Annotated in this window: 16 protein-coding genes; 8 read left to right on the forward strand and 8 right to left on the reverse strand. The window is 64.7% G+C overall.

Going from position 1 to position 21,264, the window contains the following annotated elements; translation table 11 throughout:
• Positions 1 to 55: 55 nt before the first annotated feature.
• On the reverse strand, positions 56 to 403 hold the full coding sequence (locus ABD906_RS02775) for a 5-carboxymethyl-2-hydroxymuconate Delta-isomerase (RefSeq protein ID WP_345098090.1): 348 nt from the start codon (positions 401 to 403) through the stop codon (positions 56 to 58).
• 259 nt (positions 404 to 662) lie between these two features.
• Here ABD906_RS02775 and ABD906_RS02780 point away from each other — a divergent pair, with 259 nt between their 5' ends.
• The 3 genes from ABD906_RS02780 (at position 663) to ABD906_RS02790 (ending at position 3,953) form a co-directional block, all read left to right on the forward strand.
• The gene (locus ABD906_RS02780) at positions 663 to 2,060 is read left to right on the forward strand and encodes a lipopolysaccharide biosynthesis protein (RefSeq protein ID WP_345098092.1); all 1,398 of its coding nucleotides are present in this window, start codon (positions 663 to 665) and stop codon (positions 2,058 to 2,060) included.
• 143 nt (positions 2,061 to 2,203) lie between these two features.
• On the forward strand, positions 2,204 to 2,731 hold the full coding sequence (locus ABD906_RS02785) for a DUF1190 domain-containing protein (protein WP_345098093.1): 528 nt from the start codon (positions 2,204 to 2,206) through the stop codon (positions 2,729 to 2,731).
• Positions 2,732 to 2,783: 52 nt separating this feature from the next.
• Positions 2,784 to 3,953 (forward strand): glutathionylspermidine synthase family protein, encoded by a 1,170-nt coding sequence (locus tag ABD906_RS02790; protein ID WP_345098094.1) that lies wholly within the window; start codon positions 2,784 to 2,786, stop codon positions 3,951 to 3,953.
• A gap of 155 nt (positions 3,954 to 4,108) precedes the next feature.
• Here ABD906_RS02790 and ABD906_RS02795 read toward each other — a convergent pair whose 3' ends face one another.
• Together ABD906_RS02795 and ABD906_RS02800 are read right to left on the reverse strand one after the other, a co-directional pair.
• A complete protein-coding gene (locus ABD906_RS02795) occupies positions 4,109 to 4,492 on the reverse strand; it encodes a DUF983 domain-containing protein (protein WP_345098095.1) in 384 nt (127 codons plus the stop codon).
• A gap of 291 nt (positions 4,493 to 4,783) precedes the next feature.
• Positions 4,784 to 5,479 (reverse strand): HAD family hydrolase, encoded by a 696-nt coding sequence (locus ABD906_RS02800; RefSeq protein WP_345098096.1) that lies wholly within the window; start codon positions 5,477 to 5,479, stop codon positions 4,784 to 4,786.
• Between the two features lie 234 nt (positions 5,480 to 5,713).
• Between ABD906_RS02800 and ABD906_RS02805 the strand changes: the two genes are divergently transcribed.
• Entirely contained in the window at positions 5,714 to 6,487 is a 774-nt protein-coding gene (locus tag ABD906_RS02805) for an MBL fold metallo-hydrolase (RefSeq protein ID WP_345098097.1), read from the forward strand.
• Positions 6,488 to 6,797: 310 nt separating this feature from the next.
• On the opposite strand, the gene ABD906_RS02810 is transcribed toward ABD906_RS02805, so the two are convergent.
• Both ABD906_RS02810 and ABD906_RS02815 read right to left on the reverse strand, forming a co-directional pair.
• Positions 6,798 to 11,414: a translocation/assembly module TamB domain-containing protein gene (locus tag ABD906_RS02810; RefSeq protein WP_345098098.1), complete on the reverse strand. Its 4,617-nt coding sequence runs from the start codon at positions 11,412 to 11,414 to the stop codon at positions 6,798 to 6,800.
• A complete protein-coding gene (locus tag ABD906_RS02815; protein ID WP_345098099.1) occupies positions 11,411 to 13,318 on the reverse strand; it encodes an autotransporter assembly complex protein TamA in 1,908 nt (635 codons plus the stop codon). The genes ABD906_RS02810 and ABD906_RS02815 overlap by 4 nt, the downstream gene beginning before the upstream one ends.
• A gap of 154 nt (positions 13,319 to 13,472) precedes the next feature.
• Between ABD906_RS02815 and ABD906_RS02820 the strand changes: the two genes are divergently transcribed.
• From ABD906_RS02820 to ABD906_RS02830, 3 genes are read left to right on the forward strand one after another with little or no spacing between them, the layout of a single operon-like run.
• Positions 13,473 to 13,730 (forward strand): hypothetical protein, encoded by a 258-nt coding sequence (locus ABD906_RS02820; RefSeq protein WP_345098100.1) that lies wholly within the window; start codon positions 13,473 to 13,475, stop codon positions 13,728 to 13,730.
• Between the two features lie 28 nt (positions 13,731 to 13,758).
• A complete protein-coding gene (locus tag ABD906_RS02825; RefSeq protein ID WP_345098101.1) occupies positions 13,759 to 15,156 on the forward strand; it encodes an acetyl-CoA C-acetyltransferase in 1,398 nt (465 codons plus the stop codon).
• The gene (locus tag ABD906_RS02830) at positions 15,156 to 17,639 is read left to right on the forward strand and encodes a 3-hydroxyacyl-CoA dehydrogenase NAD-binding domain-containing protein (protein ID WP_345098102.1); all 2,484 of its coding nucleotides are present in this window, start codon (positions 15,156 to 15,158) and stop codon (positions 17,637 to 17,639) included. The genes ABD906_RS02825 and ABD906_RS02830 overlap by 1 nt, the downstream gene beginning before the upstream one ends.
• Here ABD906_RS02830 and ABD906_RS02835 read toward each other — a convergent pair.
• Together ABD906_RS02835 and ABD906_RS02840 are read right to left on the reverse strand one after the other, a co-directional pair.
• Positions 17,631 to 19,523 carry an ABC-F family ATP-binding cassette domain-containing protein gene (locus tag ABD906_RS02835; protein ID WP_345098103.1) on the reverse strand — a complete coding sequence of 631 codons (1,893 nt, stop codon included), beginning with the start codon at positions 19,521 to 19,523 and terminating at the stop codon, positions 17,631 to 17,633. The two genes, ABD906_RS02830 and ABD906_RS02835, sit on opposite strands and share 9 nt — an antisense overlap.
• 70 nt (positions 19,524 to 19,593) lie before the next feature.
• Positions 19,594 to 20,109 (reverse strand): DinB family protein, encoded by a 516-nt coding sequence (locus tag ABD906_RS02840; protein ID WP_345098104.1) that lies wholly within the window; start codon positions 20,107 to 20,109, stop codon positions 19,594 to 19,596.
• Between the two features lie 197 nt (positions 20,110 to 20,306).
• On the opposite strand from ABD906_RS02840, the gene ndk reads away from it, so the two are divergent.
• Positions 20,307 to 20,729 carry a nucleoside-diphosphate kinase gene (gene ndk / locus ABD906_RS02845; protein ID WP_345098105.1) on the forward strand — a complete coding sequence of 141 codons (423 nt, stop codon included), beginning with the start codon at positions 20,307 to 20,309 and terminating at the stop codon, positions 20,727 to 20,729.
• Positions 20,730 to 20,765: 36 nt separating this feature from the next.
• On the opposite strand, the gene ABD906_RS02850 is transcribed toward ndk, so the two are convergent.
• Complete coding sequence (locus ABD906_RS02850) at positions 20,766 to 21,218, reverse strand: PACE efflux transporter (RefSeq protein ID WP_345098106.1); 453 nt, start codon at positions 21,216 to 21,218, stop codon at positions 20,766 to 20,768.
• Positions 21,219 to 21,264: the final 46 nt, after the last annotated feature.

Genomic DNA, 21,264 nt, shown 5'->3' on the forward strand with positions numbered 1-21,264 from the left:
ATTCCCGCTTGTCTCTTCTTGTCCGTTCCCGGCTCTGATTTGACGGAAATTCGCCTCAGCTTCCAGCAAGCCGTTTCCGGTAGACCTGCTGGTCCATATCCCGCATGTCGACGCTGATGCTGCCGATCTTTGGAAAGCGTTCGGCGAGCCTCTCGCAGGCGAGTGTCGTGAAGCTCTGCTTCTGTTCGAGCGTCCGGCCGGCAAACAGCGCAACGGTCAGGTGCAGGAACGACGTGAGCCCATCCTTCAGCCGGAAATTGTCGTAGCCGATTGCCCGGACCTGGATGCTGTCCGGATTCATGAAGCCGCAATCGACCCCGGCCTGGAAGGCCGTGTCGATGATCTCGTTGACGTCGTAATCGCTCTCGATATTCCGGCTGTACTCGATGACAAAATGCGGCATGAACTTCGCGCGGACGTCCGCTCTCTCTGTGAAACCCGTTTCATTGAGAGTTGCAGACGGCGTCCGATGAATCAAGCTGCCCGCGCTGTGTTCCGCATAAGGTGTTCCACCGGGTTTTCTTCCCGCTTGCCTCGCGCTAGAGGAGGGAGAGAGATATTGTGCTTGGTTCGGGTTCCCGATGGACGGGGATCCCTTGAGGTGGGGGCCTCACTTGCAGTATGGCAGGCACCGTTCCGGGTAGCGGGTGGGGTGGTCATTGATGGGCGGGATCGAGACGAACGAACACGCGCGTGCGAAAGCCGGCGGTCGCGGGCCGGCCGATCTGCTGCGTCGACTTCTCGGCACCGGCTATGACCGGAGCGTCAAGCTCGCTGCGAGCTCGGCTTTCTTCATCCGTATCGCCAACGCCGGCATCACTTATCTTTCCCAGATCATCATGGCCCGCTGGATGGGGGCCTTCGAGTTCGGCATCTATGTCTATGTCTGGACCTGGGTGCTCATCGTCGGCCTGGTGGCCGACCTCGGTTTCGCAAACACGGCCCAGCGGGTGATCCCGGGTTATCTCCAGCGGGGGCAGCTGGATTACGTCCGTGGCTTCATCCATGCGAGCCGCTGGATACCGGGCATCTTCGTGACAATCCTGGCCATTCTGGCGGCGGGCCTGATCTGGCTTCTGCAGGACCGTCTCGACTCCTATCTGGTCCTGCCGATGCTCATCGCCTGCATTGCGCTGCCGCCCTATGGCCTGACTGACGCCCAGGACGGCACGGCCCGCGCCTTCGGCTGGATCAACCTGGCTCTGGTGCCTCCCTATATCGTCAGGCCTTCGCTGCTGCTCCTGGTGATGATGGTATTCCTCGTGCTGCGCGTGCCGCTCAACGCGGGAAGCGCCATGGAGGCCGCCGTCATTTCCACCTGGCTCACCTCGATGGGCCAGATCATCGTCTTCGACCGTCGCTTCCGCAAACGGATCGAACCTGGCCCGCGCAGCTACGCCAGGCGGGAATGGATCGTGTCGTCCCTGCCGGTCCTGTTCTCGACGCTCTTCCAGTTCATGCTGAGCTATGTCGGTGTGCTGGTCCTTCAGGTCCACAATCCGCCGGACGATATTGCCGTCTTCTATGCCGCCACGAAGCTCACGGCCATCGTCTCCATGGTCTATTTCTCGGTTGCCGCCTCCGCTGCCTACCGCTTCGCGGCGCTCCACGCGGAAGGAAATGTGCAGGGCCTGCAGGCTTTCTACTGCAATTCGGTGAGCTGGACCTTCTGGCCGACGCTGCTGGTAGGCGTGGGTATTGTCGCTTTCGCAAAGCCGTTCCTGTGGCTCTTTGGTTCCGAATTCACCTACGGCTATTGGTTGGTGGTGGTGCTCACCCTTGGGCTCGTGATTCGCGCGTCGATCGGCCCGGGCGAGCAGATTCTGAACATGCTGGGGCACCAGCGCATGTCCGCGATGGTCTACGCCATCTCGTTCCTGTTCAACCTGGTGCTCTGCCTGCTTATCATCGACGATCTGGGCCCCATGGGCGCGGCCATTGCCGCCACCGCCTCGATCGTGCTGGAGACGATGCTTCTGCATCTGGCGATCCGCGACCGGGTCGGCATCGTGGCTTTCATCTCGTTCCGGCGGAAGCTGTCCGGCTCTGCCGGTGAATGACGCCTGCCTTATGGTGTCACGCGGGCCGGAGCAGCCGGTCCGCCTCATGGCGGCTGCGGCTTTTCCCCAAAGGGCAGACCATGCGGTTGACGGAGCGCTGGCCGGTGCCCATATCGGGCAGGGCATACATCAGGAGGTATCCGTTGAAGCGTTCGGTTGCAGTTTCGCTGGTGATCATGGGAGCTGCCGCGCTGGCGGCATGTGAAGACCAGACGGTGGATACGGCCATTTACGGCTCGGTCGATGAGTGCATCGCCGATAGGGTCTACACGCCCGAGAAATGCGAGACGGACTTCAAGGCCGCGCTTGCCGCGCATGAGAAGGTTGCGCCCGCCTTTGCCACCAGGGAAGACTGCGAGGCCGAGTTTGGCCCGGACCGGTGCCGGCAGGCGACCGAGCAGCACGCTTCCGGCGGCTTCCCGTTCCTGCCCCTGCTTGCAGGCTACATGATCGGCAGGACCCTTGGCGGCGGTCCGGTGGTGGATCCCCAGCCGCTTTACCGCCGTGCCGGTTCCGACGCCTATGTGAACGCCCGCGGCACCGAGGTCGCCCGCTCGACCGGACCGGTCAAGGTTTCGACCCGCTCCGGCGTAGCCAAGACGCCGCCTGCCACCACGCGCACCATCGCCCGCGGCGGCTTCGGCAGCCGCTCCATCGGGATATCCGCCTGACCGGCGCGCATGCAGTTTCATCCCGTGACGTGGCAGGCTGAGGAACACACCCTTGGACCGGATCGAGATTGAGGAACGTCCCGACTGGCGGGACGACGCGGAACGCTGCGGCTTCCTGTTTCACACGATTGACGGCGAACCATATTGGGATGAGACCCGGGCCTACCGGTTCAGCCTCGCCGAAATCGAGGACAATCTGGAAGATCCGACGCAGGAACTGCTTTCGCTGTGCTACCGGGCCGTCGAGCGGATTGTGAACGACGGCGCTCTGATGGAGCGCATGGCGATCCCTGAAGAGTTTCACGATGCGGTGCGCCAGTCCTGGACCCGCAAGGACTATGACCTCTACGGCCGCTTTGACCTTGCTTATGACGGCCGCTCGCCCGCGAAGCTTCTGGAGTTCAACGCCGACACGCCCACGAGCCTCTTCGAGAGCTCGGTATTCCAGTGGCGCTGGCTGGAGGGGATGAAGGAGCTCGGACGCCTGCCGGATGAGGCCGACCAGTTCAACAGTATCCACGAGAAGCTGGTCGAGGCGCTTCCGGTCATTGCTGGGCCGAACCGCCGCATGCACTTCGCCGGCGTCTTCGACAGCGGTGAGGACCGCGCAACCGTGGAATACATCGCCGACTGTGCCGTGCAGGCGGGCATCGAGGCGACGCTCATCGACATCGCTCACATCGGGGTGGACGCTGAAGGCTGGTTCACCGACAGCAGCGACTACCGCATCGAAACCCTGTTCAAGCTCTATCCGCTGGAGGACATGGTTCGCGAGGAATTCGGCCGCTACCTGATCGAAACGCCGACGCGCATCGTTGAGCCGCTGTGGAAGCTGGTGCTTTCCAACAAGGGCCTGCTGCCGGTGCTGTGGGAGATGTTCCCGGGTCACCCCAACCTTCTGCCCGCCTTTTTCGAGGGCAGCCCGGCAAGCGACATGCTGGGGGACAGCTATGTCCGCAAGCCGCTTCTATCGCGTGAGGGCGCCAATGTGGCGATCGTCGATCCCGCGCTCCCCGGAGGTGGGATCGCCGTGGATGGCGCCTATGGTGAAGAGGGTTACATCCGCCAGCAGGTCCAGATGCTTCCGCGCTTCGGCGACGACTGGACCGTGATCGGTTCCTGGGTAATCGCGGGGAGGCCAGCAGGCATCGGCATCCGCGAGGACAGAAGCCCCATCACGCGCAACACGTCGCGTTTCGTGCCCCATTTCATTCTGGACTAAGGCGGTTCCCACCCTTCGAACCGCTCCTCCCGTACGCGCTCCAGGACGGGGAGGGGGCAGCGGGAAGGCATGGCCCGGAAACGCAAGATGGGGCGCGAGGCCCCATCCGCATCGTTCGGAAGCGCTTGAAACCGACCGCCAGGCGGTAGGCCGCGTCAGTTCTCGGCGCTCAGCTTGCCCTGTTCGGCCTTGTAGTAATACTGGCTGGCGACGAGCCAGCCCTTCAGCGGTCTGAGTGTCGGCACGCAGGTGAGCAGCATGAAGGGCAGGGTGGTAATCAGGTGCACCCAGATCGGCGCCGAGAACTCAACCTCCAGCCACACGGCGAGCAGCGCGCTGGGAATGACGGCGAAGATCATCACGAAGAAGGCGGGACCATCGGCCGGATCGGCGAACGAATAGTCGAGGCCGCACACCTCGCATTTCTTGGCGAGCTTCAGGAAACCGTTGAAGAGGTGGCCTTCGCCGCATCGCGGGCACCGCCCCCTGATACCTACTTGAAGGGGGGAGAGCTTCGGCCACTCCTGCTGCTCTGACATGATCATTCCCTCGTCATCTGAAGCAGTTCCGGGAAAGTGGAGATCGTCTTTCTTTCCCGCTCCGCGAAAAACAAACAGAGCACGGTTCCGGGGAAGGTGAAGACCGGTTTCCCAACCGGAACCGTGAAGAATTACCGGTTGGAGCAGTTCAGAGATTCTGCGAAAGTCTGGCCTGCCCCACGCCGCGCTTATGTATGACCCCGCGTCACGGCCGGTCAATCCCGTGTGACGATTTGGCAGGCCGGGCGGCGAAGGTCGGACGGAGCGCCGACAGCGCCTTTTTCCGCCGGATCAGACCCTTGCTTCGAACATTTCCGCGATATGGTCGAGCGCGTGGGCGAGGTTTTCAAGCACGGCGGCGCAGCGGCTGGCGATGTCCTCAGTTGGACGCGTCAGGTCCGGCACGAGGAAGGTCCGCATTCCCGCCGAAGTGGCAGCCATGACGCCGAAGGGCGAATCCTCGAAGGCGATGCAGCGGGACGGATGCACGTTGAGCCGCTGCGCCGCCGTGAGATAGGGCTCGGGATGAGGCTTGGGATTCCTGACGTCGTCGCGTGTCACGAGCGTGCGGAAGAAGGGCAGAAGCCCCACTCGGCCCAGGTGCTTCGACGCATGGATCTGCCGCGAGCTGGTGGCGACCGCCATTGGAACGCCCCGTTCGTTCAGGAACGACAGAAGGTCGCGCGCCCCGTGCTTCACGCGCATCGGATTCTGCTCGAGCTCCGCCTCCATGTGATGGGTGCAGCGCTCGACGAACTCCTCGAACGGAAACGATGTGCCGAACGCGTCGAACAACACGCGCTTCGTATGCTCCGCGGTGCCGCCGACGATGGCCAGGTGAACCTCGTCGGTCATCTCGAACCCGAGTTCCGCGCAGGTCGTGAAGAGGGCGGAGCGGAACACGGCTTCGGAATCGATCAGCGTGCCGTCCATGTCGAAGACAACGGCTTCGACCGGTTCCGTCAGAAGCTGGTTTTTGAAAGACATCAGCAAGGAATGTGGTCCAAACAGGCGCGCAGGCGGGGATGCCGCGTTTCTGATGCAGATGTAGTCCGCTACGGGCGATTGATCAAGGCGGCGAGCATCTTCGGCGCGGATGTCGCGCATTCTCACGCATTTGTGCGCGGCGAATTTGTTATCGTTGATAATCATATTCTGGACGCGTTCGCGTCATTGGGTCACCTTATGGGGACTGTGTGCACCGGATCTGGAGGAGATCTGATGAAAGTCACCCGAAGAACGACACTGAGGCTTGGAGCGGGAACGGCGGCTGCGCTGGCCATGCCTGCTTCCCTTCACCTGGCGCTGGCTCAGGACCGCAGCAGCGACCGTTATCCGACCGATGGCGGCGAGATTGTCGTCTATCCGATCGCTCATGCGTCGATCGTGCTGGAAGTTCCCGGCATGGTGATCTACGTCGACCCGGTCGGCGAAGCCGATGCCTATGAGGGCCTGCCACCGCCCGATCTCGTCCTCATTACCCATGAGCACGGCGATCACTTCAGTCCGGACACGCTCGACGTGACCGTGTCCGCACAGTCCCAGTTCATTACCAACCCGTCAGTGTATGAGAAGCTGTCGGAGGACTACAGGGCCCGCGCGACGGCCATGAAGAACGGCGACACGACGGAAGTCCGTGACGTGCAGATCGAGGCGATCCCCGCCTACAACATGACGGAAGACCGGCTCCAGTATCACCCGAAGGGCAGGGACAACGGCTATGTCCTCACCATCGACGGCCGCCGCGTCTACATTGCGGGCGACACGGAGGACACGCCGGAGATGCGCGCGCTTCGCAACATCGACGTCGCCTTCATTCCCATGAACCTGCCCTACACGATGGACATCGACCAGGCGGCCTCGGCGGTGATCGAGTTCAAGCCCGCCAATGTCTATCCGTACCACTATCGGGGCAGTGACGTGGAAGCTTTCGCCGCGAAGGTGAGGGAGGGGGCTCCGGAAGTGAATGTTATCCTCGGCCCCTGGTACGGCTGAGGGAGGATGGTCTTGGACGAAGGAGGTACCAACTTTTTTGGGGATAGCAGGAACCTTTTCAGGCGGCGATGATTACTTGCTCGACGGTACGCACTTCCCCGCCCCCCCAACCCCACAATTGCGTACCGTTGCCGGCTCTGCCGGCATTTTTTTGCCTGCAGTCGGGCCAAGTTTCCTGGGTCGACTTCCGTGAAGCTCGTGGATTTTTCCCTGGGCAACGTCCAGAGACTTGGGGCGCTGGCTCCAAGCCGCTGCGGTCGTCCGGGCCGTTCAGGCAAACGCATTGACCGGAGAGGACAAGGCCGCCCCCTCAGTAATCCTTTTCGTAGAAGATACCGCCGCCCGTGTCCCCGTCGGTGCCGGTCGAGCCGCGCAGGCGCAGGTGTTCGGTCACGTCGAGATTGATCGTGGCCTTGGCGTCGCCCTTGGCGCCCGTCTCCACGCCCAGGTAGATGTTCTCCTGGATATAGCGGCCGGCGCGAACGCCGAAGTTGCCCTCAGCGTCGGTTGTCACGTCGAGCTCGTCGAGGCCGGTGGCGCTGCGCAACGATCCGAGCAGGGACGTGTTGCCGCCCGCAAGCTCCGATGCCGCCACAGCGAGCTGCGCCAGTTGGATGGGCGACAGCTGGTCGATGGAGCGGTTGAAGATAAGCTGCGAAAGCACTTCGTCCTCCGGCAGCGCGGGCTCGGAGGAGAAATTCACGCTCGGGTTGGAGACACGTCCGCGGACCGTGATGATGATGTGGGTTCCGTTCGCCTCGGACGTGGCGATAAAGTTCAGGTCCGGATCGAGATCGCCGGTCAGGGTCACCGTGCCCTCGCTCAGCACGATGCGCTGGCCGAGGATCGACAGGCGGCCGCGGATGAGGCGGAAGCCGCCCACTGGCTCCACCGATGTGATCGGGCCCGTGAGACGGACCGAACCGCCCACTTCGGCATCCAGTCCCCGGCCGCGGATGAAAATGCGGGCTGGAGCGTCGACCGTGAGGTCGAGGCGCATCACGCTCGGGCGGCTGCCCGGCATCGGCGTTCCGTCTTCGGCGCGGGCGCGCTGCAGGGTCTGAACCACCGCCGCCGGCGGATCGATATGCCTGACGTCAATGCTCGCCGCACCCCCGCCGAGGCTTTCGGGCACGACCACTTCGGCCCGCTCGATACGCAGGTTGCCGGCGAGCAGAGGATCGCGGGTAAGGGGGCCGGAGATGCTCATGGCACCGTTGACTGTCGCGGTCACGAGCTCGCCGTCCGTGTAGCGCGCGTTGTCGAGGCGGATAGAGAGATTTGCCGGAAATCCTGACGCCGCGTTGGTCGAAACCGTACCCGAGATGGCGAGCGTTCCCCCGCGCGCGAACGAGGCCGTCGCGGAGCGCAGGTTGACCGTGTCTCCGCTAAGCGCCGCGTCGACAGCCACATTGTTGAGCCGCAGATTGGTCAGCGGGTCGACCACCGAGGCACCCCGGGTCGAAAGCGTTCCGTTGATGAGCGGGCTAGTGAGGCTTCCCGAGACCTGCACGTCGGCTGTCGCGGTGCCGGAAAGCTGTGTGCCCCGGTCGATGAGCAGGCGGTTTCCGAGCGTCAGCGGAATGGTGCCGCGGGCGCTCACCGACAGGCCATTGCCGGCCACCGGGATGGTGCCGCTTGCGGTGAGGTTGAGGCCCGCCGGGCCATCCGCCCTGAGCGACGTGAGCTGCACGCGGTCATTGACGTAGCTGCCTGCCGCCTCGAGGGAGAGCGGTGCGATGCCAAGCTCGGTGAGTTGCAGCGCCGTCAGGCCGCGGCCCTGGATATTGAATTGCGCGGTAGGGCTGGAGGTCGTGCCTCCGATCTTCGCCGTGCCCGTGAGCGTTCCGCCCAGGTTCTGGTTGGGCACGTGCCGGTTGAGGACCGCCAGGGGGAAGGAGCGCAGGGCGATGTTGAGGTCCATCTGGCTGCCGTTGAGCGGCACCGAACCCTGCACGTTGGCGCGCACGCCTTCGGGGCTCGTGATCTCGCCGTTGAGGTTGAGCGCGTTGCCGTCCGTGCTTCCGTTGGCCGACACGGCGAGCGTCGAGACGCCTGCTGCCGCCAGCGCCGACGACCGGATGTCCCGGCCGCGCAGGTCGAAGGTGATCTGAGGCGCCGAACGGGTTCCGCCGATGCGGGCATTGCCGTCGATCGTGCCGCCCATGCCAAGATCAGCGCGGATCGCATTGGCGATGGAGAGCGGAACGCCTGCCATGGAGAGGGCGACGTCGAGCCGGTCGTTGAGCGTTCCCTCGGCGGCGATGCGCCCTCCCGCAACGTCGAGTTCGACCGGCGAGAAGGTGATGGCATCGCCTGCAGTGTTGATCGTGACCGGATGGAGCAGGCGCGCGGCGATCTGGTTCTGCTGCAGCGTGAGCGTGTCGATGCCGAGCCGGAAGCCGTCCTGTTCCGGCGCCAGCGTGCCGCTCGTGACGATATCCGTGCCGTTGGCGAGCGACGTGCGGGCGTTGAAGGCAGTGTTGCTTCCGTTCGACGAGGCATCGGCTTCGAGCCGCGCCACGTCGATTCCGGCGGTCTTGAGGCCGTTTGCGCGGATCGTGCCCTGAATGGCCGGCACGCCGAAGAGATCCGCTGCCGTGGCCTGAATATCCGCACTGTCGAGCGAGACGGTCTCGAGCTCCAGACCGCGAACGGTGCCGTCCAGGGAAGCCCGCTGCTCGCCGTTCTGCGGTTCCAGGCGGATATTGGCTTTGACGGCACCCTTTGCCTGAGTGAGAAACAGCGCGGCAGCATTGGAAATGTCCGATGCGTCGACCGTGAGCTCGCCGGTGAGGAGCCCGGTTGCGTCCTGTGTTACGTTGCCGGTGAGGCGGGCGCCCTCCGCCGAGAAGAGGATATCCCGCATGCTGCGGGTCTCGTCCGCGGTGGCGATATTGGCGGATAGGGTCGCAGCCTTGCCGTCGAGCAGCGCTTCTCCGAAGGCGCTGCCGTCGAGGTCGCCGTCCCGTATGCGCCCGTCGAAGCCGAGCTTCGCCCGGGTGAGGGGGCGGCTGAGCACGCTGCCCTCGGGCACCTCGGCAACGAGATCCACCTTGAGGTCGCTGGCGCTGCCCCTTGCCGTGCCGTTTGCCGTGAGGCGGCCTGAGGCGCGTTCGGAGATCAGGCCGAGATCCGTGATGGCGGTCTCGAAGCGGAAGTCGGCCGCTTCTGTCGAGAACGAGCCGTTGGCCTCGAGTTCCATCTGTTCGCTGGCGACACGGAAGTTCTGGGCCTCGAATCCCTCTGTGGTGCGGGCAACGCGGCCGGTGAGGCGCGTCTCACCCTTGAGAAGGGCATTGGCGGCATCATTGCCTACGCGAAGCCCACTGCCGGTGCCATCGAGCGTCAGGTTGAAGGCGCCGCTGATCGGCTTGAGTTCGCCCGTGGCCGTGAAGCTCAGCCCGCCACCGAGCCTGCGGTCGGCGAGACCGGAAAACGCTGAGATATCCTGTGCTTCAAGCGATACGTTGCCATTGAAGGCGAAATTTTGCACGTCGCCGGAGAGGCGGGCGACGAAGCTCTGCGCCGCAAGCTCGAGGTCCGTCAGCGTCAGCGGCTTGCCCGCATCCCAGTGGCCGCGGCTGTTGAGCCGGATCGAATCGCCCAGCGCCTGGACTAGGTTTGGATCATCGGACGAGATGCCGCTGATTTCGCCCGCCACCAGGTAACTGATGTTGCGGTTCGCCGCATCGTTGAGGTTGCGGGCCTGGCCGTTGAGCCGCAGGCGCGTGTCCCGTGCTGCAAAGGTGCCGGTGTCGAGGTCGTCGATATCGAGCGCCACCTGCCAGGCGTCCGTTCCCGCCTCGCCATAGGTGGCGGTGAGCCGAGCGCTCCGGACAGATGTGTCCCCGCCTGCGACAGGCAGCACCACGCGCTGCTGCTGTGGGTCTGCAATCGAGGCATCGAGCGACAGCGCGGTGAGGAACCCGTCCGGCGCGGTTTCGGCGGCTGCTTCAAGCTGCAGCGCTTCGCTGGAGACCGTGAGGGACGACAACAGCAGTCCGCCTGCGCTGCGCGACACGCCCGCCGCCTGCAGGCGCGTGTCGTTCCCGAAGAAGGCGCGGTATTGCGGCGCGATCAGGCGGCTGATCGGTCCGCCCACGTCGACGTTGAAGCCGATGCCCTCCGGTTCTTCCCGGAACTGCGCCATGCCCGCCAGCGCCCGCGCGCCGTCCGCGTCGAGCGCGAGATTGACATCCAGGTTCTGGACCGGGCCTTCACCTTGAATGGTGAGCGCCAGCGGCGGCCGCCCGTCGATGTTGAGCGCATTGGCCAGTACGCCGTTCTCCGGCTCGGAGAGGCTGACGTTGAGGGCGAGCTGTGAGGTGGAATTGGCATACGCCGCGGTGAGCGAGAGCTGCCCGCCGGGACCGTCGAGCCGGTTGACGTTGAGCTCTGTGTCGAGCGTTCCCGCTTCGAGTTTCAGCCTGCCCTCCAGGGCAAGCTGCGAGGCGAGGCCGAACACCTCCTCTCCGAAGGTGATGGCCGGCACCTCCAGCTCTTCGAGGTTGATGGCGATGGGAAGTTCGGGCACCGAGAAGGAGCGCGCCTCGGGCGAGGGGAGTGCGTCTTCGTCCGGCAGTGGACGGCGCAGCACTTCAATCGACGCCGCCGAAATGTGGGAGATTTCCAGCCGCTGGCTGAAGATCAGCGCCGAGCGGCTCCAGTCGATCGAGGCATTGTTGATCCGCAGCCAGACGCCCTCGCGGTCTGCGACGGTGATCTGGCCGATCGTCGCCTGGCTCGACAGCACGCCCTCGATGCCGCTGATGCGGATGATGCGGTTGGGCGTGGACAGCTGGTCTTCCAGCAGCGAGGTGAAGAACGAGCGCTCTTCCTCGGGCGATTGCTGGGTGGCACTGTCCTGGGCCAGCGCGAAGCCGGCCGTGATGCCAACGACGGATATGAGTACGATCCGGATCAAAACGCCTGACCTATTCCCACGTAGACTGCAACGGACGGATCGCCGGAGCGGCGGTTGAGCGGCGTGGCCACATCCAGCCGGATCGGTCCGAACCCTGTAAAATAGCGCAGACCGCCGCCGACGCCGACTCTGAGATCCTCGGAGAATTTTGGCAGGGCATCCGCGCCGACGTAGCCCGCATCGGCAAAAGCCACAACGCCAATCGAGTCCGTCACGCGGGCGCGCAGTTCGACTGATCCTTCGATCAGCGAGCGGCCGCCGGCCACGCCGCCCGGTGTGTCGACGCCGATGTTTCGGTAGGCGTAGCCGCGTACCGAACCGCCGCCGCCGGCGAAGAACAGCTTGTCGGGCGGCGTCTCGGCGACCGGCGGATCCATCAGGCTGCCCGCCTTGACGCGCGCGGCCACGACGAAGCGGTTCTTCTCGTCGAGGCTCTGATAGCCGCGCACTTCGCCGACGACCTTGGCCGCCGCGTTGCCGTAGTTGAATTCGTAATAGGGCTCGAGGGACAGATCGGCGTAGATGCCTGTCGTCGCGTCCGTCTTGTCATCGCGCGAGTCGTAGGTCACGCCGCCGCTGAGCCCGGCCGTCGTGAACTCGCGCTCACCGAACACGTCGTCCTCGAACCTGTTGTACGACCCGACCGCGAAGACCCGTCCCGACAGTTCCTTGTTGAACTGGTGGGTGAAGCCTGCCTGTCCCGTCACGCCGGTCCGCGTATAGCGTTCCAGCACTTCCCGGTCGCCGAACAGGGAGGCCACGAAATCCGTGTCGGGCGTGTAGACGCCCGGCTTGGTGAACGTCGCCCCCAGCCGGTAGGTGAACTTCTTCGGATCGATGGTCTCGCCGATACCGGCGACCTTGCCTTCGAAGCGTATGCTCTCCGCACGTCCGAACAGGTTGCGGTGGAGCCACGCCGCCTCGAGGCCGAGTCCGTCCACGGTGGAGTAGGTGCCACCCACGCTTATCCTGTGGAGGGGGCGTTCCTGCACATAGAGGTGCAGCGGCAGCCTGCCCTCTGGCGTGATCTGCGCCGCTTCCTCGATCCGGCTCGAGCGGAACACGCCGAGCCGCGCCAGCCGGTCGCGCGCGGCCTGAATCTCGTCCGGATCGTATTCCTCGCCGGGCTTGATGCCCGTCATCCAGGCAACGAAATCCGCGTCCATCCGCTCGGTGCCGTTCACCGTCACCGGCCCGAACGTGGCGTAGCGGCCGGGATCGACCACCAGCGTTGCGTCAACTGTATTCGTGTCGTGATTGGCGACAATCTCCTGCCGGGAGATTGTGGCTTTCGGATAGCCCTGGTGCCGCCACTCCTCAACCGCCACCCGCGCCGTGCCGAGGATGATGCCGCTGAAGGCGGGCTGGCCCGGCTGGAAAGCTTCGCGGTTCGCGTCGTCCACCCGGTCCCGCCGGTTCGTCGGGGCAGGGGCCCGGTTTTCGACCGTGGCCTTCGAGAAGACGAAGGATGGTCCGGGATCGATGTTGATGCGCACTCGCGCGCTGCCGCCGAACTCCTCGTCGGGAAGCAGGCTCGCCGCTTCCTTGCCGTTGATGGTGATGGAAATGGAGGGGCCATATCTGCCGGCCGCATAGCTTGCATCGAGAAGGCGGCGGTAGTCGCCGCGTGCGGCGGCAATGAGACCCGCCGCGCCCGATGCCGGCTTGTCCTTGCCTCTCCAAAGCGAGGATGCGGACCCGAAGCGTTCCTCAAGTTCCTTGTCTTCGCCCGCGACCACGAGCTCGACCTCGTAGGGCTGCGGCGTTCCGATGATGTCGTCGGACTCGCTCTGGTCCTTTGAACTTTCAAAGAATTTGATGCCGAAGAGCTGGAATGCCTCTGCCGGCGGCGGCGCAAGAAGGATCAGTGCCGGAACCGAAACTGCAATCAGACGTCTCAGCATTCCGGGCCTTGGTATTCCTCTCGGCGCTCTGTGTGTCCAGCTCATGCAGCCTGTATCTACACCATCATTAAACGTCAATGATAACCGTCAGAAACCATAAACCTGACCTTAAGCATATGACATTGCAATGCAGCCAGCCGGGGAACCTCGAAACTTGGCTAAAATTTTATGTATCCGGGCGATACAGACGCTTCCCGTTGCCGCTACGGCAACCGGAGATTTCCAGAACTGTTATAACAGGCGCGCCATGATCGTGACGCAAACTTTTATTCCGATGCTTTCATCTCACGTGATTATCGCGCCGAGGTTTGCCGGGTATAGTGCGTCCATGAATGCCCTTTCACCAAAGTTGTATGAGCTTCAGGTATCGGGCGATCTTCCGGTGACCGCCGGCATGCCCGCTGCGTTTTGAATGTTTTATGAATAGGTCGGACGAAGAAATGGAACAGGCTCCCAACACTTCCACGCCCGCACAGCGCAGAACGCCTTCGCGCCGCGTCTCGCTCCGACGGACGGAAGCGATTCGCGGGAGCCGCTCGGCGCCGCGCAGCCAGACCGGGCGCAAGGTCTATATCGTTGACGGGGCGCGCACACCGTTCCTGCGGGCGAGGGGAGAGCCCGGACCGTTCACGCCGGTGGACCTCGCGGTCCAGTGCGGGCGTCCGCTGCTCGGCCGCCAGCCCTTTGCGCCGGATGCGTTCGACTATGTCATCCTCGGCTGCGTGAGCGTGCTTGCCGACGAGATGAACCCGGCGCGCGTCGCTGCCCTCCGCCTCGGCATGGGCGAGGCCATGCGGGCCTTCACCGTGCAGATCAATTGCGGCTCCGGCATGCAGTCGATCGACTCGGGTTTCCGCCTGATCGAGGGAGGGCAGGCCGACCTGATCCTGGCCGGCGGTGCCGAGGCGCTGTCCCATTCCCCGCTCGTCTGGTCGCGCAATGCGACGCGCTGGTTCGGCCGCTTCGCCACCGCCAGGTCGCCGCTGAAGCGCCTCGCCGCGCTCGGGGGCTTCCGCCCGAACATGCTGAAGCCCGTCATCGGGCTGGAACGGGGCCTGACCGATCCGATCACCGACCTGAGCATGGGACGCACGGCCGAGATCATCGGCCACGCCTTCGGCATCACGCGCGAGCAGGCCGACGCCTATGCGCTGGAAAGCCACCAGCGTCTCGCCCGCGCCCAGGAGGACGGGACCTTCGCCGGCGAGCTCATTCCCGCCGTCTCCCGCGACGGACAGCTCTTCGAGAAGGACGACGGCGTCCGGCCCGACACGTCCATGGAACAACTCGCCAAGCTCAAGCCCGTCTTCGAGCGGCCCTATGGCCGCGTGACGGCAGGCAACTCGTCCCAGATCACCGACGGCGCGAGCTGGGTCATCCTCGCCTCGGAGGAGGCGGTGGAGGAATATGGTCTCACACCTATCGCCCGCATCGTCGACAGCGAGTGGTCGGCGCTCGATCCCGCCGTCATGGGCCTCGGCCCCACCATCTGCTCCGCCGCGCTCACCGAGCGCCTTGGTTTTTCACGCGAGGACATCGACCTGTGGGAGATCAACGAGGCCTTCGCCGCGCAGGTGCTCGCCTGCCTTGCCGCCTGGACCGACGAGGACTATTGCCGCGAGGTGCTGGGGCTTGAAGCCCCTTATGGGGAAGTGCCCCGCGACCGCCTCAACGTTGACGGCGGCGCCATCAGCCTTGGCCATCCGGTCGGCACCAGCGGCAACCGGATCGTTCTTCATCTCGCCAATGCGCTGAAGCGGCGTGGACTGAGGCGTGGCATCGCCACCGAGTGCATCGGTGGCGGTCAGGGTGGTGCGATGCTGCTGGAGGTTGCGTAATGTCGGGTATGGTTTGGAAGGTTCTGCAGCACCGCAACACCGCCATGGGACCTGCGGGCGGCGACTGGATGCGGCTCACCCACTGGCGCTGGGCCAAGGATGAGGAAGGCATTGCCTGGCTGATTTTTGACCGCGCCGGCGAGAGCGCCAACACGCTCTCCGTCGAAGCGCTGGCCGAACTGGACAAGGCGCTTGGCGAGATCCACGCCGAAGGCGCGCGCGCCCTGGTGATCCGCTCCGCCAAGCACAACGGCTTCGTGGCGGGTGCCGACATCCGCGAGTTCACCGGCATGCGCGACCAGGCGAAGGTCGAGGCGCTGCTGCGCGACGGCCACGGCGTCTTCGACCGCCTGGCAAGCCTGCCCATGCCGACCGTTGCCGTCATCCACGGCTACTGCCTGGGCGGCGGTCTCGAGCTGGCGCTTGCCTGCCGGTATCGCATCGCCGTCAACGGCGCGAGTTTCGGCCTGCCGGAAGTGCTTCTCGGCCTGCATCCGGGCCTCGGCGGCACCTTCCGCCTGCCGCGCCTCATCGACCCGATCGAGGCGATGACGATGATGCTCACGGGCCGCACCGTCCATACGAAGAAGGCGAAGGCGCTCGGCCTCGTCGATGTGGTGGTCGAGGAGCGCCATGTCATGGAGGCCGTCCGCGCTGCCGCGCGTGGTGAACTGAAGCGCCGCGGCCACGGTCTCAAGGCGGCGGTCTTCCGCTTCGAGCCGGCCCGCACCTTCGTCGCAAAACGCATGCGCAAGGAACTCGAGAAGCGCGCGCCGCGCAGCCATTACCCCGCACCCTGGCGGCTGATCGATCTGTGGGAGGAGCACGGCGCCAACGCCGCCGCCATGCAGAAGGCGGAGATCCGCTCTTTCGCCGAGCTGATTACCGGCGAGACGGCGCAGAACCTCGTGCGCGTATTCTTCCTGCGCGAGAAGCTCAAGGGCCTCGCCAAGGGCGAGAGCCTTGTCGAGCACGTCCATGTCATCGGCGCCGGTGTCATGGGCGGCGACATTGCCGCCTGGTGCGCCGCCCGCGGCCTGCGCGTCACCATCTCCGACCTTGACCGCAAGGCCGTGGCCAAGGCCATCGGCCGCGCCGCCAAGCTGTTCGAGAGCCGCCTGCATTCGTCGCTGGAGCGGCGCGACGCGCTCGACCGCCTGATCCCCGACTTCGACGGCTTCGGCATCGGCACCGCCGATCTGGTCATCGAGGCGGTCGCCGAGCGCGCCGATATCAAGAGCAAGGTGCTGGCCGATGTCGCCGCCCGCATGAGGCCAGACGCGATCCTCGCCACCAACACCTCGAGCATTCCGCTCGAGACGCTGCGCGAGGGACTGCCGGCGCCGGAACGTTTCGCTGGTCTGCACTTCTTCAACCCGGTGCCGAAGATGGAGCTCGTGGAGGTCGTCTCCCACGATGCCGTGAGCGCCGTGACGCTGGAGCGGCTGCGCGCCTTCTGCGGAACCATCTCGCGGCTGCCCGTGCCGGTGAAGAGCGCGCCGGGCTTCCTCGTCAACCGCGCGCTCATGGCCTACATGTCCGAGGCTTTCCTGCTGGTGGACGAGGGCACGAAGAAGGAATCCATTGACCGCGCCGCCCGCGATTTCGGCATGCCGATGGGTCCGCTGGAGCTCGCCGACCAGGTGGGCCTCGACATCTGCCTCGAGGTCGCACGCATGCTCACCGAACGCCTTCCCGACAACCAGCCGGCCATTCCGCAGTGGCTCGTTCACAAGGTGGAGGCAGGCGAGCTTGGCCGCAAGACCGGCAAGGGCATCTACGAGTACGACGCGAAAGGCAAGCGCAAGAAGGAGGAGCCCAAGACGGGCGAGGATCTCGACGTCCAGCTCAAGGACACCGAGATCGCCGACCGTATGATCCTGCCGATGCTGAATACGCTGGTGCGCTGCCTGCGCGAGGGGATCGTCGATGACGCCGACACCATAGATGGCGCCATGATCTTCGGCACCGGCTTCGCCCCGTTCCGCGGCGGTCCTCTCCACTACGCTCGCCGCCGGGGCATCGCCCATGTCCGTGAGAAGCTTCTGGAGCTCGAGGCCCGCAACGGCCCGCGCTTTGAGCCTGACCGGGGCTGGGAGCTTCTGTTCCCCCGCACGGACGAGGAGCGGGCTGAAGCCGGACCGGCTGAAACGGCATCCGCCGACGAAAGCGCCGCGGTTGTCGAGGTGGTCGAAGAGAGCACTTCCGGCACCGCTCCCGCGGAGCCGGCCGGGCCCGCTCCCGCCGAGGTTGCGATTGAAGGGGCTGCAGACGCTCAGACGGGGCCTGTCTCCACCCCGGAAGAGCTATCGACGGCTGAGCCTGTCGCGGAAGATTCCGCTGAATCGGAGCCAGCGCCGGACGAGGCCGCCGAGGGAAAGCCTGTTGCGGAGGAGTCCACCGACGGCAAGCCGGAGGCCGAAGAGACTACTGAAGAAGAGCCCGCTGCGGCTGCCCCGAAAAGGACAGAGCCCTCAGCTTGAGGGCTCGGCCATCGCTTCCTCGTATTCGGCGGAGAGAAGCAGCCACTCCTCTTCCTTCGCTTCGATGAGGCTCACCAGTGTGGCGCGCTCCTTGGCGAGCGTGCCCGCTTTGGCCGGATCGCGGGTATAGAGCTCCGGGTCGGCCATCGCACTGTCGATAACTTCCAGTCGCTTGCGCGCCTTTTCAAGTCCCGTCTCGATCGCCTTGATCTGCCTGGCGAGCGGTTCGAGCGCCGCGCGCTTCTTCGCGTTCTCCCGCCTCCGGTCGGCCTTGGAGACCTTGTCGCCGTTGTCGCCCTTGTCTGTCGCGCCCGAAGCACCCCTTCCGGTGGCGAGCGCCCGGTACTCGTCGAGATCCCCGTCGAACGGTTGCACCGTTCCCTTGTCCACCAGCCACAGCCGGTCGGCGCAGGCGTCGATCAGGTGCCGGTCGTGGCTGATGAGGATCACCGCCCCCTCGAAGCTGTTGAGCGCCTCGATCAGCTCTTGCCGGCTCTCGATGTCGAGGTGGTTGGTCGGCTCGTCGAGGATGAACAGGTGAGGGGCGTCGAAGGCGGCAAGCCCCATGAGCAGCCGCGCCTTCTCGCCGCCCGAGAGATCCTTGGCGGCGGTATCCATCTTCTCGCGCGACAGGCCGAACTGCGCGGCGCGCGCGCGTACCTTCGCCTCCGGCGCGTCCGGCATCAGCCGCCGCACGTGCTCCACCGGCGTTTCGTCCGGGCGCAGGTCGTCGAGCTGGTGCTGCGCGAACATGGAGACCTTGAGGCTCGGCGCCACCGTCATCATGCCGGCTTCCAGCTTCAGCCGTCCGGCGATCAGCTTCGCGAAGGTGGACTTGCCGTTGCCGTTCGAACCGAGCAGCGCGATGCGGTCGTCATTGTCGATCCGTAGCGTGAGATTCTTCAGCACCGGCTTGCCGGGGATGTAGCCCACCGCGCCGCCATTGATGGCGATGATGGGGGAGGCCACCTGCTTCTCGGGATTGGGAAAGCGGAACGGGATGACGCTCTCGCTCTCCATCGCCGCGATGGGCGGCAGCTTGGCGATGGCCTTCAGTCGCGACTGTGCCTGCCGTGCCTTGGATGCCTTGTAGCGGAAGCGCTCCACGAAGGCTTCCATGTGCTTGCGCTGCGCCTCCACCTTGGCGCGCATCTTCTCTTGAAGCTCCGCCTTCTCGGCATACTGCCGCGCGAACTGGTCGTAGCCGCCGCGCCACAGCGTGAGCTTGCGGTGTTCGAGGTGGATGATGCAGTTCACCGCCCGGTTGAGCAGGTCGCGGTCGTGGCTGATCAGCAGCACCGTGTGCGGGTACTTTGCCAGATATCCCTCCAGCCACATCGTGCCTTCGAGGTCGAGGTAGTTGGTCGGCTCGTCGAGGAGCAGCAGATCGGGCTCGGAGAACAGCACCGCCGCGAGCGCCACGCGCATGCGCCAGCCGCCGGAGAAGGAGGAGGCCGGCCGCTTCTGCGCCTCCGCATCGAAGCCGAGGCCCGCGAGGATCGAGGCCGCTCGCGCTTCCGCCGAATGCGCGCCGATGTCGGCAAGCCGCGTCTGGATTTCCGCGATGCGGTTGGGATCTGTCGCTGTCTCCGCTTCCTTCAAAAGCCGCTCGCGCTCCACGTCGGCGCGCAGCACGATGTCGATCAACGGCTCGTCGGTTCCCGGCGCTTCCTGCGCAACCTGGCCGATCCGGAGCCCCTTGGGCAGGCTGATCGAGCCCGTTTCCGGGGCTATTTCACCCATGATGGCGCGGAACAGCGTCGTCTTGCCGGCGCCGTTGCGACCGACAATGCCCGCCTTCGTTCCGGCGGGAATGGTGAGCGAGGCGTGCTCGATCAGAAGACGCCCGGCGATGCGCAATGAAAGATTATCGATGACAAGCATCAGGCGCTTTTGAACGAGGCTGCGCGGCGTTTCAAGGGGTAAGTGTGGCCGGGCAGGGCAGGCGGGCGCATTAGGCGAACTGCGCGCCGTCCGCGCTTCTCAGAAAATAGATAATGTCGAGCTGCGGCGGGTTCTTGCCGAGCACCGACAGGCACATGTGCGCCTGGCCGCGGTGGTGCGTCTGGTGGTTGAACATGTGCGCGAGCGCCGGCGCCAGCCGCTGCGTGATCGGTGTCGGATCGGCGATGCGGCGGTACGTGAAGCTTTCCGCAAGCCTTTCGTCGGAAAGACCGTCCACCCAGGCGCAGATCCGTTCGTCCTCGGCTACCCGCGCCGCGCGCAGCTCCTCGAAACCCTCGTGGAGGATGGCGTCGAGCTGCTTTGGCGCCTCGCCTTCGCCGGTGAAGCGCTGCATCCAGATCCGGTCTGTCACCAGCAGGTGGTTGAGCGTGCCCATCATCGACCGGAAGAAGGCCGACACGTCCCGCGTGAATTCCTCGGCCGAAAGCTCCGCCGCCGCGTCGAAGAGAATGCGGTTGGCCCACCGATTGTAGGCCGCCATCATGGAAAAACACTGCCTGTTCATGTGCCACCTTCTCTGTGATGATGCAATTTAGACTGCCTCCTCGGCGACTTGTGAGACGGAATCTGCGCCGGATCGATGGAAAATTCTGATGCAAGGCATTTATGAAAGGCATGGAATGCCTGCTGGCCCTTCACAGGGAGCCGCGGTGACGCTATAGACGCCCATCCTGATTTTTACCGAGTTGTGAAGGACCAGAAATGGCAATCGAACGCACCTTTTCCATGATCAAGCCGGACGCGACGAAGCGTAACCTGACCGGCGCCATCACCAAGATGCTGGAGGATGCCGGCCTTCGCGTCGTCGCTTCCAAGCGCGTGTGGATGACCCGCCGCCAGGCCGAGGCTTTCTATGCGGTCCACAAGGACCGTCCGTTCTTCGGCGAGCTCGTTGAGACGATGACCTCCGGCCCGACCGTCGTCCAGGTTCTCGAGGGCGAGAACGCCATCGCCAAGAACCGCGAGGTCATGGGTGCCACCAACCCGGCCGAGGCTGCCGAGGGCACCATCCGCAAGACCTTCGCCCTGTCGATCGGCGAGAACTCGGTCCACGGTTCGGATGGCCCCGAGACGGCGGTCCAGGAAATCCGCTTCTGGTTCTCCGAGACGGAAATCGTCGGCTAATCTGCAGGATTGCCGATGAAACGGAAAAGCCGGGGCTCACGCCTCGGCTTTTTTCGTTTCCGGCTCGCCCTGGCTCCATTCCGGCAGCGGGAAGATCAGGTCATAGGCCCAGTTGAAGACGAATGCGTAGGCCATGTAGAAGAGCGAGTAGGAAATATCCATCACGAAGGCCTCGATGAGGCCGATGCCGAGATACCAGGCGATGAAGGGCAGCAGCATGACCAGAAGCCCGCCCTCGAACAGCGCGCTGTGCAGGACGCGGATGACCGGCCCCTTCCGCGTGGTGCCCGCAATCCGCTGCATCGCGTGGTCGAAGATCAGGTTGTAGACGTAGTTCCACGCCGTCGCGACCACCGAGGTCACGGCGCCCACCACGCCGATATCCAGTATCGGATGGTGGAACACCCAGGCCGCCAGCGGCGTGGAGATCAGGAGACCAATGATCTCGAAGCTCAGCGCATGGCGGATCCGGTCCAATGTCGTGCGCAACACGCCCTCCTGATATGGTCTGAATGAAAGGGACGGAACTGGATGG

Source organism: Chelativorans composti, from assembly GCF_039541695.1.
In the GTDB taxonomy this organism is placed as follows: Bacteria; Pseudomonadota; Alphaproteobacteria; order Rhizobiales; family Rhizobiaceae; genus Chelativorans; species Chelativorans composti.

Coding starts and splice junctions, on each gene's coding strand:
- ndk (WP_345098105.1), top strand. CDS start 20,307: ATGGCAATCGAACGCACCTTTTCCATGATCAAGCCGGACGCGACGAAG.
- ABD906_RS02840 (WP_345098104.1), bottom strand. CDS start 20,109: ATGAACAGGCAGTGTTTTTCCATGATGGCGGCCTACAATCGGTGGGCC.
- ABD906_RS02800 (WP_345098096.1), bottom strand. CDS start 5,479: ATGTCTTTCAAAAACCAGCTTCTGACGGAACCGGTCGAAGCCGTTGTC.
- ABD906_RS02835 (WP_345098103.1), bottom strand. CDS start 19,523: ATGCTTGTCATCGATAATCTTTCATTGCGCATCGCCGGGCGTCTTCTG.
- ABD906_RS02825 (WP_345098101.1), top strand. CDS start 13,759: ATGGAACAGGCTCCCAACACTTCCACGCCCGCACAGCGCAGAACGCCT.
- ABD906_RS02830 (WP_345098102.1), top strand. CDS start 15,156: ATGTCGGGTATGGTTTGGAAGGTTCTGCAGCACCGCAACACCGCCATG.
- ABD906_RS02795 (WP_345098095.1), bottom strand. CDS start 4,492: ATGTCAGAGCAGCAGGAGTGGCCGAAGCTCTCCCCCCTTCAAGTAGGT.
- ABD906_RS02805 (WP_345098097.1), top strand. CDS start 5,714: ATGAAAGTCACCCGAAGAACGACACTGAGGCTTGGAGCGGGAACGGCG.
- ABD906_RS02815 (WP_345098099.1), bottom strand. CDS start 13,318: ATGCTGAGACGTCTGATTGCAGTTTCGGTTCCGGCACTGATCCTTCTT.
- ABD906_RS02775 (WP_345098090.1), bottom strand. CDS start 403: ATGCCGCATTTTGTCATCGAGTACAGCCGGAATATCGAGAGCGATTAC.
- ABD906_RS02780 (WP_345098092.1), top strand. CDS start 663: ATGGGCGGGATCGAGACGAACGAACACGCGCGTGCGAAAGCCGGCGGT.